Consider the following 15547-nt stretch of genomic DNA (forward strand, 5'->3'; position numbering starts at 1 on the left):
GGCGGGCTAAATCCCCAGCCCGGCAGCGCGGGTGCGATGTACGCCTTGCGGCACGAAGGCGAACTGCTCTTTCAGGCCTAGAAGGTCGGCGGCGAGATGCAGCGTCGAAAGCCACATTTCGGTGCCCTGCAGGCTGGCCTCCTGGCCATCCGCAAAGGCGAAACCGGCTCCGGCCTGCCAGCGTTCCGGCGCGCGCAGGATGATGCTTTCGGACACGGCTTCCGCCTGGGCGCGCATGAAATCCGTCTGCTTGAGGCAAAGCCAGAGGGGGTGGATCGTATCGAGCAGATTGCAGGCGGTGTAGTTGTCGTCGGAAAAACCCTCATAATTCCGGTAATGGGTCAGAACCGAATTGATCGCCGCATCCGGATGCGGAACGGGCAAGCCGAATTGCGCATAGCTTCCGCGTGTGAGGCGATAAAACCCATTGATCGGCTGCAGAAGCCCCTGCTCCGCGGTCGGCCTGCCCCAGAGGCCGGTGGCGCGGTCGACATGGGTCGCCAGCCATCCGAACAGAACCTCGCGTCCCCTCCCACTTTCGAAATATCGCGCATTGAAATAAAGCGCCGTGGCGATGCCATCGATACGATCGCCGCAGCGCCAGGCTCGGTTCTTCCACGGCAAAGCGTCCAGCCAGTCGCATAGGGAAACCGCATCCATCTCCGCACTGGCGATCGGGTATCTCGGCCTGGACCCAAGAACTTCGAGGGCATAACCGGCGGCAAGGACATTATAGAGGGAGAGGTTATCTTCCAGGACGGGTTGGGAAGGATCCGGGGGCGTAAAGGGATCGGGAAACAACCCGGTCTGCGGGTCCTGCATCGACTGCAGGCGATCGATGATCGCCTTCGCCTCGTCACCAGAAGGAGCCTCTCCAAAACCTGCGGCAATTTCTATCGCATCACATTGATGCCGGACGCTCTCGCGGGCGGCACCATTCGCATCGGGAGAGACATAACCTTGAGACCGGCGATAGTGGCTCAAAACATCCCGCCACTGGCCTTCCGCCATGTCGCTAATCGCACGAAGCGCTTTTTCCACTTCGCCACGGCGGGATTTTGCAGCGATCGGCTTTTCGCCGCGGCGGCGGATAAGTTTTGCCGGCACGCCGGCCATGATCGCCAGCGGCGGAACATCCTTGTTGACGACCGCGCCTGCCGCGATCACCGCGCCATTGCCGATCGTCACGCCATCGAGAACGACCGCATTTGCGCCGATCCAGACATCGTCGCCGATGACGATGCCCTTGATCTCGTGCGGTTGATCATTGATGGGCGTATCGGGGTCATCGAACCCGTGATTGAAGCCGACGATCGAGACCAGCGAGGCAATACGCACGCCATCACCGCAGCGTACCTTTCCCGAGATGCAGGCATAGGCATTGACCGAGCAGTTCGAGCCGAGTTCGATATCTCCGCGAACCAGCGCATGGGCCGCGATCCAGGAACGGTGGCCGACAGTGAGCGACGTGGTGAATATACGGGCGTCTTCGGCGATATAGGCCGTGTCGGCAATCCGCGCATTGGCGGAGCGCGCAAGCTTCTGCTTCAATGCCCTCTGGCCGGCACTATCGGTTTCGGCCGGCTTGCGCTCCCAGGTCATGAATTCCAGCCGAGCCTTGCGATCCAGAACCGCCTCGTCAACATCGGAATCTTCGTGCATTGCGTGGGTCATCCGATTTTCCTGTTCATGCCTGCAGCATCAAGTTCAGTCTGCCGGAGCAACGGCGGTCAGCCCAGGATGACCTGCGGCTCGCTAACGCCGCGCACCGCAAGTTTGCGCTCGAAGGTCATGCCGGCCAGCGGTTCGGCTTCGCGTGCCTCGACGCTCATGCCCTGGCAGGCCGAGGTTGCAAAAAGGCTTTGCATATCCGCACCGCCGAAAGCCGGGCACGATATGCGCGTCGCCTCGAAATATTCGGCGGCGATTTCTTCTCCACTCTCCCATGCGTAACAGGCGACGCGACGCCCGCCCCACTGCGCGCTCCACAGGTTACCGGCGGCATCGATCACCGCGCCATCAGGATTGAGGCCGGCCTCGGTCAGGTCGACGAACAGGTCCGGCTCGCCCGACGGCCAACCTTGCTCATCCAGCCGGACGCGCCAGATCTTTTTCTGGCGGGTATCGGAGAAATAGGCGAGCGAGCGCTCGGCGTCGAAGCAAATGGCATTGGTGATGCTGATCTTGCCGAAGACGATGCGGAACTCGCCGCGCCAGTAACGCCATATCGCCCCGGCTTCCTGTTCCGAGCGCTTACCCATCGTGCCGATCCAGAAACCGCCATAGGGGTCGGCCCGCCCGTCATTAGAGCGCAGGCTTGGATCATGCGGGAATGCAGCCACAGACCCGCGTTTTCCCGACACAAGATTGAAGCTCGAAAGGCCGCTCTCTCCCGCAATCAGCAATTCATCGGTGGAAAGCCAGCCGGCCGCCGACACATTTTCATCGAACGCCCATTCAAGCGGCTTGTCGCCTTCCCGGCTCAGGAGCAGATTGTTGACGATATCGAACCAGAAAAACTGCTGACGCTGCGGATGCCAGAAGGCACCCTCTCCAAGTTCGCAACGACGCTGATCGAAAATATCATTCATGGGCATGACGCCTGCATCCTCCCGAAATGCTGCCGCGCATGTCATCATATGACTAAAATGGCTGCGCTCGATTTCGAGAGATACAGCAGACAAATACCTGCGTCCAGCCTTCGTTTTCCTCAACTTAAAAGCGTCAATTGGACGCAAAACCTCTGTAGATCGTCTTTCTGTGATTGATAATAATTGAAATTTGTCATACCTATTTAGGAAGCATGCGGATACGCCGGAAATCGGTTCGACTTATCCGCTGCATCGCGAGGAACAGCTGTGACGGTCCAGACCAAGGTTCGGCAAAAGGGACCGGGATCACTGGTTTCAAAAGTGGGGGCAAGCCTCCGGCACGCCATTTCGAGCGGCCAGTATTCGCCCGGGCAGAAATTGCCAAGCGAAGTGGAGCTGACCGAAACCCACAAGGTGAGCCGCACGGTCATTCGTGAGGCCGTTGCTGCGCTCAAATCGGATGGCATTGTCGAGGTCAGGCAAGGGGCGGGGATTTTCGTGCTCGATCCAGCCTTTCAGGTGACACCGGCCCGAACTGTCGACAAGGCACGCGTATCGTCCGATCTCGAAGTACTTGAAGTCCGCGCGCCTCTAGAAATCGAGGCGGCCGGCCTCGCCGCCGCGCGTCGCTCACCGGCGCAGGAAGAGGCCATCTTCGAATGTCACAGGCAGGTTCTGCGCTGCATCGAGGAGAATGAATCGATCCGCGAGGCCGATCTGGCGCTTCACGTCGCAATCGCCGAGGCGACCAACAATCCGCTGTTTCGCCAGCATCTGGAATTTCACGGCACCGCCGTCATTCCTCAATCACGCCCACTGCCGGACCCGGACTTTGCCGAACAGACCGCCTATCGCCGCCTGATCCACAAGGAACACGAGGCGATCGTCATGGCGATTTCCGATCGCGACGAAGAGGCGGCACGCAATGCCATGCGCGATCATCTGAGAGGCAGCCAGGCCCGCTACCGCGAACTGCTGCGTAACTCGCGCGCCATCCCCGGCTGATCTGCAGATCAACCGGGAAACCAATCCCATCAGCCTATATCACGACCCCAGACTTCGATCTGCGTCAATGCCGGGAAGGGCGACGGGTCTTCGGCCTTGATCAGGCTATGCAGCTTGACCCACTCGACCTGCTGCTCCTCGATCCGAAAGCTCTGCGCATTGCCGGTCTTGACCAGAGGAAAGCTGTGCACCGGCCCGCTCGAGAGCGTGACGCTGGCATTTTCCCACCAGGCATCATGCGGGAAATCGGCACGCAGATAGAGCACGATCTCGTCGACCGTGACGGGCCGGCCGAACTCGACCGTCAGCTCCGCCGCCGGATCCATGTTGATGCCCCAGCTCGTATAGGGCCAGCGGCCATGATCATCATTGGCCTTTTCGCCATCGATGGCATTTCTCGCGGCAAACTGGGTCTCGCCGCGTGTCTGGACGTTTGCTTCCGCATGCGGAAACAGTGTCCTGTTGCCCTTGTCGTCCCAAGGATTGAGCGCGAGATTGCGGCGCTGCCCTACCTCTTCCGGGCGGGCCTTGCGGACATGCAGGCGATGCAGCTCGCCTGTGAAAGCGCGGGGCGAATAGGGCGCGCGACGGATGTCGAACGGTACGGTCAGAGCGTAATCGGTGCCCTTCAGATAAACCAGCGTCGGGCTCATCGCATCATCGAGCGCAAGCAGGACATGCCCCGCTTCCGAGGCTTCGACAATCACATGATCCCCATCTTCGTAGGCGCCGCGAAAGATCAGAAACGCCTCGTCGCTATTGGTCGCCTCAGCGCGCACCACGCCGCTTGCGCCGATCACCTTCAGTCTCAGTTCCATTCCGTCCTCCTCAGACGATCTGCAATTTCAGCTGCCTGCCGACAAGCGGAATGCGCAGCCGATAAATTTTCGAGGGCCACGAAATCGCCAGGCGTGCATCGTCGATCTCGATTGTCTCGATCTCGACCTCGCCGCCTCCCTCGATCTCGATGGATCCCAATTCGCCCACATGAACCGAGCCGCCGCGAAGGACCGGCTCATCGCGGACCATCAGCGACAGTACGGCCGGCAGGTCTCCGTCGTGGACATCGGCGATCTCCACACCGCGGCCACGGCGCAGGTTGACCTTGCGGCGATAGGCGCGCAGCCTTGCCGTTTCCGGATAGGCGGGTGCGATATCGAGCGAGATTTCCGCAAGTTCGGCCGAAAATTCCGCCCGCATGTCGCGCGCGGCAAAAGCTGCGCCGTCCGACTGCATCACGTCACCAAATGTCGGAAGGTTGTGAAAGGCGGACTGAATCGTCCAGATTTCGTAACGTCGGGACGAAAAGGTTCTGGCCGTATAGGTCTCGACACCGACATCGATCAGGAACGGCTGGCCGTCCTTGTAGAGCGTGACGCTGCCGACATCGTTGTGATTGTGGCTTTCGCCGTTGTTGCCGCCCTTGACCGCCAGCGCGAAGCGATCGTCTCGCGCGATATAGAGGCCGATACCGGGATAGGAGGCATCGGCGACGGGTAGTTGCTCCGCTTGGGACAATGGCACCTTGGTTAGCAGTTCCTGAACGCGATACCAGAGATTCCATTCCTCGGGCAGGTGCGGCGTCTTGCTGGTCGCCCGATCCCCTGCGGCAAAGGCCGCCAGCGCATCCGATCCGACAGCCTTGCCGAACAGATATTCGCGAACCGTGCAGGGATCGATGACGGCGGCGGAATCGGCGAAATTGAAATAATAGCGGCCATCCACATGCATATGGAGGATGTATTCCGCCATGTTGCGGATCTTCGGTGCGCTCCAGAGCGACGACATAGAGCCGGGTGCGACCGTATCGAGGATCGTCATGGCGCCGAACATGCAAAGTGCCGCGTGGCGATAATAGACCACGCCCTCCTCGCATGCACCGTCTTCGGCATAATCCTTGATGAAACAGTCGAGACTGCCGAGCGCCTTTTCCACGACACGGCGCTTCAATTCATCATCGGTATCGAGGCTGAAGGCCGAAAGCAGGACGTTCTGGGTGATCCAGGCCGTCCAGTTGTTCATCCGCTCCGCGCCATTGCCCATCCACCAGAAATGCGTGCCGAGATAGGGCTTGAGAATTCGAACATGCACTTCATGCTCGATGCGGCGTCGTATGATGGGACTTATCTGATCCAGCGGCCCGCCGAGGAGCGAGGCCACCGTGGCAAGCAACGCACCGGTTTCGGCGGCGAAGAGGTCGATGACCGGACGCTCGACATCCGGCAGGGGATGGCGCATGGCGCCGCGTTCATAGGAATTATGCGCCGGTAGCTGCCATCCGCTTTCTTCGCAGATCAGCATCACGCCATCGACAATCGACGGCAGGAAACGGCCCTCGCCCTCGACCAGTTCGCCGAGCACAAGATCGTTCAGCATCCGCCGACGGGAGAAATACAAGGCCTCGAAATCCGCCCTGTTGCCCGTAATCGAGAACTGCCGGTAATCCTCGGCCGTGATCATCGACCAACTGCGACCGGATGCCGCTTCGGCATCCCTCAGCACATGCGCCTTCAATTCATCGGCGACGCCCCGCCATGCATTTCGATCATCAAACCGAGCACCGGGGAGAAACTCTGGGAAAACCGAAGGGATGTGCGCTGCAGCCTCGCAAAACATCGCTTCCTCCTGCCATCAAAACTGCGTGAGACATCGCCTATCATATGTATTTTGGCTTTTCTACAGAATTCATATTATCCATTTAGAAGTTGTTTGACCAATGTCGTGGATATGATATGTCGATCGTGGGAGGAGGCACGGAAGGCAGATCAATTTTTTGCCGTGCATCTGCGGATAGGCTCACGAAGAAGCACTGTCTGCGGCATCTTTTCTCGGAGGAGTATGATGGCTAACTCTACCATTGCCGCCGGCGATACGCCGGTCGTGACGAGACGACGCAAGGTCGTGTCCAGACGTCGCCGCAGGGTGCAGGACGCGCTCGTCGCCTATTCCTTCATTGCTCCGAATTTCCTTGGCTTTGCCGTTTTCACGCTCGGCCCGATCCTTTTTGCCTTCGTGCTGGCCTTCATGCACTGGGACGGCAGCAATGCCATGACCTTTGCCGGGCTGGACAATTTCTGGCGCCTGTTCGAAGACAAGGCATTTATCGACGCCTTCTGGAACACGATCATCTATACGGTGGTCTCGGTACCGGCGACGCTTGCCTGCGCGCTCGGCCTTGCCATCCTTCTGAACCAGAAAATCCTCGGTCGCGATTTCTTCCGCACCGCGATGTTTTTCCCCTACGTCGCCTCGCTGGTGGCTGTGGCCGTCGTCTGGAACATGATCTTCAACCCGGAAATGGGTCCGGTGAACATGCTTCTCTACACGCTCGGCCTCGATCCGAAGGACATGCCGGGATGGGCCGCCGACCGCCACTGGGCGATGGTCACCGTCATCCTGTTCGGCGTGTGGAAGAGCATGGGCTATTTCATGGTCATCTATCTGGCCGGCCTGCAGGGCATCAATTCCGAGCTCTATGAGGCCGCCGATCTGGATGGCGCCAATGCCTGGCAGAAGTTTCTCTACGTCACCGTGCCGCAGCTCGGCCCGACGACCTTCTTCGTCACCGTCATGCTGACCATCCAGTCCTTCAAGGTGTTCGACCAGATCTACATGATCACGCAGGGCGGTCCCGGCACATCGACCCTCGTGCTTGTCTATCACATCTATAACGAGGCCTTCGTCTCCTGGGATCTCGGATATTCCAGCATGATCGCGCTCGTCCTGTTCTTCCTCGTGCTGGGTATCACCGTCATCCAGTTCCGCCGCCAGAAGGAGGACTGAGCCATGCGTATTGCCGGCCAGAAACTCACCGGGAAACTCGCCGCCATCTATGTGACGGTGATCCTGATCACCATCATCATGCTGCTTCCTTTCGCCTGGATGCTGTCGGCCTCGCTGAAACTGAGCAGCGAAGTCTTCGTTTTCCCGATCGAATGGATCCCGTCCAATCCGCAGTGGCAGAACTACGTCGATATCTGGACCAAGATCCCGCTGGCGCTGTTCATCTACAACACGTCGAAGCTGACGATCATCGTCACGCTGATGCAGCTGTTTACCTCAAGCTTTGCGGCATATGCCTTTGCCAAGCTCGACTTCCCCTACAAGAACGCGTTGTTCCTGGGTTATATCGCCACGATCGCCATGCCCTGGCAGGTCTATATGGTGCCGCAGTTCCTGCTGATGCGCGAATTCGGCCTCAACAACACGCATCTGGCGCTGATCTGCCTTCAAGCCTTCACCGCCTTCGGCGTGTTCCTGATGCGGCAGTTCTACATGTCGATCCCGACCGAGCTTTGCGAAGCGGCGCGTATCGACGGCATGAACGAGTACCAGATCTGGGCCAAGATCATGCTGCCGTTATCCAAACCGGCACTTTCCACGCTGACGATCTTCACCTTCGTCACCACCTGGAACGATTTTCTCGGGCCGATGATCTACCTGACCAAGACCGAGCTGAAGACGATCCAGATCGGGTTGCGCATGTTCATCTCGCAGTATTCCGCCGAATACGGGCTGATCATGGCCGCCTCCGTGGTGGCGCTGATCCCGGTCCTGATCGTCTTCCTGTCGCTGCAGCGCTTCTTCGTCGAAGGCGTCGCATCCTCCGGCCTGAAGGGTTAAGTTCATGAATGCCGTTTCCCTCATCGCTCCGCAGCCGATTAACGATGAAGAAGTAAAAGCCGCCCTCGACGTCGCTGTGGCGCAGATCCGCCGCAATCTGCCGGAATTTACCTACAGCGCCCAGAACCATTCGAGCGTGAACAACTTCTATCCGCCCGTTGCCAACAACCAGTGGACCGCCGGTTTCTGGCCGGGCGAAATCTGGCTGGCTTTCGAACATACCGGCGACAAGACCTTTCAATATGCGGCACAAATCCAGGTGCAGAGCTTTCTGCACCGGATCGAAAACCGCATCGAAACCGACCACCACGACATGGGTTTCCTCTATTCACCCTCCTGCATCGCTGCATGGAAACTGGTGGGTGACGAGGATGGTCGCAAGGCAGCGCTGCTGGCCGCCGACCAGCTGATCGAACGTTACCAGCCGATCGGCCAGTTCATTCAGGCCTGGGGCCGAAAGGGCGTGGCGGAAGAATACCGTTACATCATCGATTGCCTGCTGAACCTGCCTTTGCTCTATTGGGCAACGGAACAGACGGGTGACCAGAAATACCGCGATATCGCGCTGATCCATGCCCGCACGACGTTGAAAAACTCTGTACGGCCGGATGATTCCACCTATCACACCTTCTATATGGACCCGGTTACCGGCGCACCGGTGCGCGGCGCCACCAAGCAGGGTTACGCCGACGACAGTTTCTGGGCGCGCGGTCAGGCCTGGGGCGTAGCCGGCATGGCCTTTTCCTATCGTTACGAGCGCATCGACGAATATCGCGATACGTTCGACCGGTTGCTCGCCTTTTACCTGAACAAGCTGCCGGCCGACATGGTGCCCTATTGGGACATGGTATTTTCCGATGGCGACAACGAACCGCGCGACACCTCGGCGGCCTCGATCGTTGCCTGCGGGTTGCTGGAAATGGCCGATCTTGTCGGTGGCGAGGCGGCGGATCGTTACCGTGATCTCGCCCGCCGGATGATCAAGAGCCTTGCCGATCATTATGCCGTCAAGGACCCGTCCGTCTCCAATGGGCTGGTTCTGCACGGCACCTATTCCAAGAAATCGCCCTACAACACTTGCCGCGGCGAAGGCGTCGACGAGTGCGTGTCCTGGGGTGACTATTATTACATGGAAGCCCTAACGCGCCTGTCGCGTTCGTGGTCTTCCTACTGGTGAGAGAGTAAACCGATGGCCAGCATTTCACTGAAGAAATTGAACAAGACTTACGGTGCACTGACCGTTGTTCATGACATCGATCTGGAGATCGCCGACAAGGAATTCATCATTCTGGTCGGCCCGTCCGGTTGCGGCAAATCCACCACGCTGCGCATGATCGCAGGTCTCGAGGAAATCTCCGGCGGCGAACTGATCATCGGTGGCGATGTCGTCAACGACGTGCCGTCGAAAGACCGCGATATCGCCATGGTATTCCAGAACTATGCGCTTTACCCGCATATGACCGTCTACAAGAACATGGCGTTCGGCCTGCAGCTGAGAAAAGCCTCGCGTGAGGTCATCGACCAGAAGGTGCAGGAAGCGGCAAAGATCCTCGACATCACGCATCTCCTGAACCGCAAGCCGAAGGCGCTTTCCGGCGGCCAGCGGCAGCGCGTGGCGCTTGGCCGCGCCATGGTGCGCAATCCGGAAGTGTTCCTGCTCGACGAGCCGCTATCCAACCTCGACGCAAAACTGCGCGGGACGATGCGCGCCGAGATCACCAAGCTGCACAAGCGACTGAACTCGACCTTTATCTACGTCACCCATGACCAGATCGAAGCCATGACCATGGCCGACAGGATCGTCGTTATGGCCGACGGTCACATCCAGCAGGTCGATACGCCGCAGAACCTTTACGATCGCCCGATCAACATGTTCGTGGCGGGCTTCATCGGCGCACCGCAGATGAACATGCTGCCTTCAAAGATCGAGAAGCGCGGCGAAGGGTATGTGGCAATCTTCGACGGTCGCGTGTTGCCGATCCCGGCGAATTTCGACAAGGCCCGCATCGTGCCTTACGAAGGCAAGGAAGTCATTGTCGGCATTCGCCCGGAAAACTTTCACGAACTGGCGCCGGGCGATATCAACCCGGACAATATCGCGCCGTTCGACGCCGTGGTCGATCTTGCCGAACCGATGGGCTCCGAGATCCATCTCAACATCACCGCCGGGAACAAGGCCATGACCGTGCGCGTCTCGCCGCGTTTCAAGGCGAAGACGGGCGAAACGGCAAAGCTGGTCGTCGATACGACAAACATGCAGCTGTTCGACAAGGAAACGGAACGCTCGATCCTCTATTGAGGACATCGAGCCTGGAGGAAGGCCATGCAGTGGCTGCGGGACATGTGGACGAAGGAAGGGCCGGGCATTTCCAAGAATGCACCGAAAAAGACCGGCCTTGCCCTTTTCGGCCAGACATTCGCCCGTGAATGGTGGGAGATGGTCAAGCTGAACATCCTGTTCATTCTGGCCGCCCTCCTCATCATCCCGCTGCCGGCCGCACTCGCAGCAATGGCCTTTGTCTGCGTCGCCTTTGTCGAGGACCGCAACACTTATCTGCTGCGCGATTTTCTCGAGGCTCTGCGCCGCTATTTTTGGCGCGCGACTATCTGGGGGCTGCTTTTTGCCGTTGCCATCGGTCTGGGCGTCTACGCAATCGGCACCTACGCCTCGGCAGCGCGCGATAATCTGATGATGGCGGTGCCGCTGGCGATTGCCTTTGTCGTGACCGTTTTCCTCAGCCTCATGGCCTGCCATCTGCTGGTGCTGATGGTGATGGTGATGCGCGATATGCCGGCCAAAACGCTGTTGCAGCTTTCGGCTATCGCTTCGATCATCCGGCCATTGCCGGTGATGGCGGCACTGCTTTTCGTGGCGGGCCTGTGGCTCGCCCACATCGCATTTTATCCGGTGTCGGTGTTCATGCCGGCCACACTTAATTTTTCTCTCGGCATGTTTGCCATCGCCTTTGCCGCGCACAGAGCGGCCGTGATGGTGCTTGCCCTGCCTGTTGCGACACAGCCCAACCTTCAAACAAAGGCGGCAGCCGCAAAGCATATCTGAACCAGAGACAATCCAGGGAAGGAGAAACAGGATGTATTTGGAGACTTTCGGGAGAGGCATGAAGCTCACACTCGCGGGCCTTGCCTTGGCGGCTTCCACTGCCGGTGCAGCCTTGGCGCAATCCGGTGACGCGGTCACGCTGCGCTGGGCGCTGTGGGACTGGGACAAGGTTGCTTATTACAAGCCGCTGATCGAAGCCTACCAGGCCAAGAAGCCCAATGTGAAGTTCGAGCATATCGACCTCGGCTCGCAGGATTACCAGCAGATGATCGCCACGCAGCTCGCTGGCGGTTCGAAGGACATCGACATCGTCACCGTCAAGGACGTGCCGAACTACACGAACCTCATCCGCGCTGGTTCGATCATGGACCTGTCGTCCTACATGAAGGAAGCCAATATCGATCCGGCCTCCTTCGGCGGTCTGGCCGAGGAAATGACGGTCGACGGCAAGATCTATTCGCTGCCGTTCCGCTCGGATTTCTGGGTCGTCTATTACAACAAGGACATCTTTGACAAAGCCGGCGTGCCCTACCCGACCAACGACATGACCTGGGCACAGTTCGACGAGACGGCGACCAAGCTTGCTGGCGGCATGGGTGTGAACAAGACCTATGGTGCGCTTCTGCACACATGGCGCTCCACCGTTCAGCTGGCAGGTATTCAGGACGGCAAGAACACTCTGGCGGGCCCGGATTATTCCTTCCTGAAGCCATGGTACGAGCGTGCTCTGAAGCTGCAGAAGGATGGCGTCATTCCTTCCTACGCAACGCTGAAGACCTCGAACACCCATTATTCGGGTCCTTTCTTCAACGGCACGATCGGTATGCTGCCGATGGGTACATGGTTCGTCGGCACGCAGATCGCCAAGGTCAAGTCGGGTGAATCGAAGAGCAAGAACTGGGGTATCGTCAAGTTCCCGCATCCGGAAGGTGTTGTTGCCGGCACGACGGCGGCACAGATTTCCGGCCTGTCGGTGAACAGCAACTCCACCCACAAGGAAGCGGTTCTCGACTTCATCAAGTTCGTCACCAGCGCGGAAGGTGCCTCGATCATCGCATCGACCGGCACGATCCCGACGGTGCGTACGCCGGAAGTGACGGCCAAGATCGCCTCGCTTGACGGCTTCCCGCAGGACGAGGGCAGCAAGGCGGCACTCGAACCCGGCAAGTCCTATCTGGAAATGGCCGTGACGCCGAATGCTGCCCGTATCGAGGTCATCCTCAATCGTGCTCATGACTCGATGATGACCGACAATACTTCGATCGACGACGGTCTGAAGGAAATGACCGATGGCGTGAAGGCCATCAAGTAACACTCCCTGCCCCCGCGGTGACCTTGGTTGCCGCGGGGTTTTCTTTTGTCTGCGTAACACTCTCAATGCCCGACGAATGACTGGAAGACCGATGATCTACGATCCCGCCCGCGCCAATCCGCTTCATGGCAATCCTCTCAAGACACGCGATGACATCGCGAAAGCGGTGATGGATCTGTTCAAGCCGCTGCTTCCCTATTTTTCCGAAGGCGGTGCACGGGTGCGCCTCAGCGGCACCGGCGCCCATTTCGACCGCGCTGCGGCCGATCTTGAAGGGCTTGCCAGGCCGCTCTGGGGTATCGTACCGCTGGCGGCAGGCGGTTATGATTTTCCGCATTGGGAGCTTTATCGTCGTGGCCTTGCGAACGGTACCGATCCGTCTCACCCGGAATATTGGGGCGATGTTTCCCGCACCGACCAGCGGCAGGTGGAACTTGCCGCGATCGGCTTTGCCATTGCCATGGTGCCGCAATTCATCTGGGAGCCGCTGAGCGAGAGCCAGAAGAAGACGATTTCCGCATATCTGATCTCGGCTAGGGACAAGGAATTTGTCGACAACAACTGGAAATTCTTCCGCGTTCTGATCGATCTCGGGCTGACGCAGGCAGGTATCGATTTCGATCGCTCGCTGACCGAGAAATATCTCGATGAAGTGGAAGCTTTCCGTCTTGGCGAGGGCTGGTATCGCGACGGGCCGGTGAAGCGCGCCGACCATTACGTGCCCTTCGCACTGCATTTCTATGCACTGATCTATTCCGTGATCGCCAAGCACGACACGAAACGCGCTGCCTCCTATCGCGAGCGCGCCAACGTCTTTGCCAGGGCTATCCGCCACTGGTTCGGCCCTGATGGTGCGGCACTCGCCTTCGGTCGCAGCCAGACCTATCGTTTTGCTTGCGGTGGCATCTGGGGGGCGCTCGCCTTTGCCGGTGTCGAGGCCCTGCCCTGGAGCGAGATCAAGGGCTATTACATGCGCCATATCCGCTGGTGGTCCGAGCTGCCGATCGCGGATCGCGACGGCGTGCTTTCCATCGGTTACGGCTACCCGAACCTGATGATGAGCGAGAGCTATAACTCCGCCGGCTCGCCCTATTGGGCGCTGAAATTCTTCCTGCCGCTGGCGCTGTCCGCCGATCACCCGTTCTGGGCGGCGGAAGAGACCGCTGCCCCGCAATTCCCCGAGCCTGTGCCGCTGAAGGAAGCCGGCATGGTTGCAATCCACACGCCGGGCAACACGGTCATCCTTTCCTCCGGCCAGCAACATGACAAGATGCTCGGCGCCAACGAGAAATATTCGAAATTCGTCTATTCGACGCGTTACGGCTTCAATATCGAGCTCAACGACCGACATTTCGTCGCCGCAAGCTTCGACGGCATGCTGGGCCTTTCCGATGACGGCGTGCATTTCCGCATGCGCGAGACGCTGGAAGAGGCATCGATTGCCGGCGACAAGCTCTATTCCCGCTGGAAACCATGGAGCGATGTCACGATCGAGACATGGCTGCTGCCGGCCAATCCATGGCATATCCGCCTGCACCGTATCGTGACACCTCGCCCGTTGCAGACCAACGAAGGCGGCTTTGCTATCCCGCGGGCCGATTTCAATGTCGATATCGCAGAACAATCCGAAAGGCAGGCCGTATGGCACGGCCAAACGGATAGCAGCGCCATTTTCGACCTGTCGCCGGCCTTCAGGCGCAATGGCACCGCCATCAGCGCCATTGCCAACAGCAATCTCATCCACGCCAAGACGCTGGTTCCTCAGCTTCGCGGCGAGATCGCTCCCGGAACGACGGTGCTTGCAACCGCGGCTATCGCATTGCCGAAGGCCGATTTTGGCCCGGATCTGTTAGCGAACCCGCCGAAATGCCCCGACATCGAGGAGTTGGAGCAGCTTTTCCGCATTGAGGGAATTGCCGTGCCGGTGTTCGGCGACTGAACCGAAACCAGTCTCCCCGGATTTCCTCCTGGGGAGACTAACGCGTCGAAAAATCGACAAGCGAGATATCGACGAACCAATTATAGTCTTCGGGGGTAATGGTCGCGGGTCTTGGCGAGGCGAAGCCGAGCGGAAGCAGCCCATGGCAGGTGACGACAGCCTGACCCGGCTCGATAATCGTATCGTCCCGCACAAAGCCGCGATAGGCGACCGACGAGTGCCCTTTCACGCGCCCCAGGAGACTGAAGGATAGCCGCTGAACCGACGCATCATTACCATTGAGAAATTCGATCGCGACGGGTTTTGACGGGTCGGTGCAAGTGATCGGATCTACCGACGCTTTTGCCGTAACCGCTTCCCTCGTGTTGTGGCGTGTCGAAGGTTGCAGTGCCGTTGCGATGGCAACAGTGACGCCGATGATCGCCACCAGCGCCAATGCGGGATAGGCGGCGCGTCGATTGAAGATAAACAGCAATCCCACCAACAGGATCGCGACGGCAGCGGCCAAAGCCATCACTTCACCTGTGTCATCGAGCCTTGTGTAATCGAGATTGTCTCCATGTCCCGGAGATAAGCATCTCTCGCAAACAGGCAATAGCCCGTGGGCAAATTGTGCTGAATAGCCACACACTTGGGTGTGAAGGCGGTGACGACGATATGCTCAGCCAACCGCCAGGCACTTCTGCAGGTATTCCGCTCAGAGGTCAGGGGCACCGGGCAACCCTACCAAATCGAGTTGCCCGGTACATATCCCGCGGGGACGCTGAGGAGAGACGCCTGCGAGATGATCAACGGCCTTGGGAAACAGCCGCTGACCAACGAGATCAGAAGCTTTCCACGCAAAGCGCGATGCCCATGCCGCCGCCGATGCACAGCGTTGCGAGACCCTTCTTTGCGTTACGGGCCTTCAGCGCATGCAGGAGCGTGACAAGAACGCGTGCACCGGAAGCACCGATCGGATGGCCGATGGCGATCGCGCCGCCATTGACATTGACCTTGGCCGGATCCCAGCCGAG

At 59.0% G+C, this 15547-nt stretch carries 13 protein-coding genes and 1 pseudogene; 8 read left to right on the forward strand and 6 right to left on the reverse strand.

The features are described from left to right. Positions 1-6 precede the first annotated feature (6 nt). Both HNQ72_RS24140 and HNQ72_RS24145 read right to left on the reverse strand, forming a co-directional pair. Entirely contained in the window at positions 7-1674 is a 1668-nt protein-coding gene (locus HNQ72_RS24140; RefSeq protein WP_183996088.1) for an acyltransferase, read from the reverse strand. Positions 1675-1730: 56 nt separating this feature from the next. Next, positions 1731-2591: an SMP-30/gluconolactonase/LRE family protein gene (locus tag HNQ72_RS24145; RefSeq protein WP_183996090.1), complete on the reverse strand. Its 861-nt coding sequence runs from the start codon at positions 2589-2591 to the stop codon at positions 1731-1733. A 267-nt stretch (positions 2592-2858) separates the two neighbouring features. On the opposite strand from HNQ72_RS24145, the gene HNQ72_RS24150 reads away from it, so the two are divergent. Further along, on the forward strand, positions 2859-3596 hold the full coding sequence (locus HNQ72_RS24150) for a FadR/GntR family transcriptional regulator (protein WP_183996092.1): 738 nt from the start codon (positions 2859-2861) through the stop codon (positions 3594-3596). 29 nt (positions 3597-3625) lie between these two features. On the opposite strand, the gene HNQ72_RS24155 is transcribed toward HNQ72_RS24150, so the two are convergent. Together HNQ72_RS24155 and HNQ72_RS24160 are read right to left on the reverse strand one after the other, a co-directional pair. After that, entirely contained in the window at positions 3626-4414 is a 789-nt protein-coding gene (locus HNQ72_RS24155) for a carbohydrate-binding protein (RefSeq protein ID WP_183996094.1), read from the reverse strand. A 10-nt stretch (positions 4415-4424) separates the two neighbouring features. After that, positions 4425-6212 (reverse strand): heparinase II/III domain-containing protein, encoded by a 1788-nt coding sequence (locus HNQ72_RS24160; protein WP_183996096.1) that lies wholly within the window; start codon positions 6210-6212, stop codon positions 4425-4427. Positions 6213-6434: 222 nt separating this feature from the next. Between HNQ72_RS24160 and HNQ72_RS24165 the strand changes: the two genes are divergently transcribed. The 7 genes from HNQ72_RS24165 to HNQ72_RS24195 all read left to right on the forward strand — a co-directional run bounded on the left by HNQ72_RS24165 (position 6435) and on the right by HNQ72_RS24195 (position 14531). Then, complete coding sequence (locus tag HNQ72_RS24165; RefSeq protein WP_373289479.1) at positions 6435-7379, forward strand: carbohydrate ABC transporter permease; 945 nt, start codon at positions 6435-6437, stop codon at positions 7377-7379. Between the two features lie 3 nt (positions 7380-7382). After that, positions 7383-8219: a carbohydrate ABC transporter permease gene (locus tag HNQ72_RS24170; RefSeq protein ID WP_183996100.1), complete on the forward strand. Its 837-nt coding sequence runs from the start codon at positions 7383-7385 to the stop codon at positions 8217-8219. A 4-nt stretch (positions 8220-8223) separates the two neighbouring features. Continuing rightward, positions 8224-9396, forward strand: coding sequence for a glycoside hydrolase family 88 protein (locus tag HNQ72_RS24175; RefSeq protein WP_183996102.1), 1173 nt, complete (start codon positions 8224-8226; stop codon positions 9394-9396). Between the two features lie 12 nt (positions 9397-9408). Then, positions 9409-10518, forward strand: coding sequence for an ABC transporter ATP-binding protein (locus HNQ72_RS24180; RefSeq protein ID WP_183996104.1), 1110 nt, complete (start codon positions 9409-9411; stop codon positions 10516-10518). Between the two features lie 24 nt (positions 10519-10542). Beyond that, positions 10543-11280, forward strand: a complete 738-nt coding sequence (locus HNQ72_RS24185) for a DUF624 domain-containing protein (RefSeq protein ID WP_183996106.1) — start codon at positions 10543-10545, stop codon at positions 11278-11280. Between the two features lie 31 nt (positions 11281-11311). Further along, positions 11312-12592, forward strand: coding sequence for an ABC transporter substrate-binding protein (locus tag HNQ72_RS24190; protein ID WP_183996108.1), 1281 nt, complete (start codon positions 11312-11314; stop codon positions 12590-12592). A gap of 91 nt (positions 12593-12683) precedes the next feature. Further along, on the forward strand, positions 12684-14531 hold the full coding sequence (locus HNQ72_RS24195) for a DUF2264 domain-containing protein (RefSeq protein ID WP_183996110.1): 1848 nt from the start codon (positions 12684-12686) through the stop codon (positions 14529-14531). Positions 14532-14568: 37 nt separating this feature from the next. Here HNQ72_RS24195 and HNQ72_RS24200 read toward each other — a convergent pair whose 3' ends face one another. Together HNQ72_RS24200 and HNQ72_RS24205 are read right to left on the reverse strand one after the other, a co-directional pair. Beyond that, positions 14569-15045 (reverse strand): hypothetical protein, encoded by a 477-nt coding sequence (locus tag HNQ72_RS24200; RefSeq protein WP_183996111.1) that lies wholly within the window; start codon positions 15043-15045, stop codon positions 14569-14571. Between the two features lie 310 nt (positions 15046-15355). Beyond that, a pseudogene (locus tag HNQ72_RS24205) lies at positions 15356-15547 on the reverse strand (acetyl-CoA C-acetyltransferase); the annotation flags it as partial.

Source organism: Aliirhizobium wenxiniae (genome assembly GCF_014201355.1).
In the GTDB taxonomy this organism is placed as follows: Bacteria; Pseudomonadota; Alphaproteobacteria; order Rhizobiales; family Rhizobiaceae; genus Neorhizobium; species Neorhizobium wenxiniae.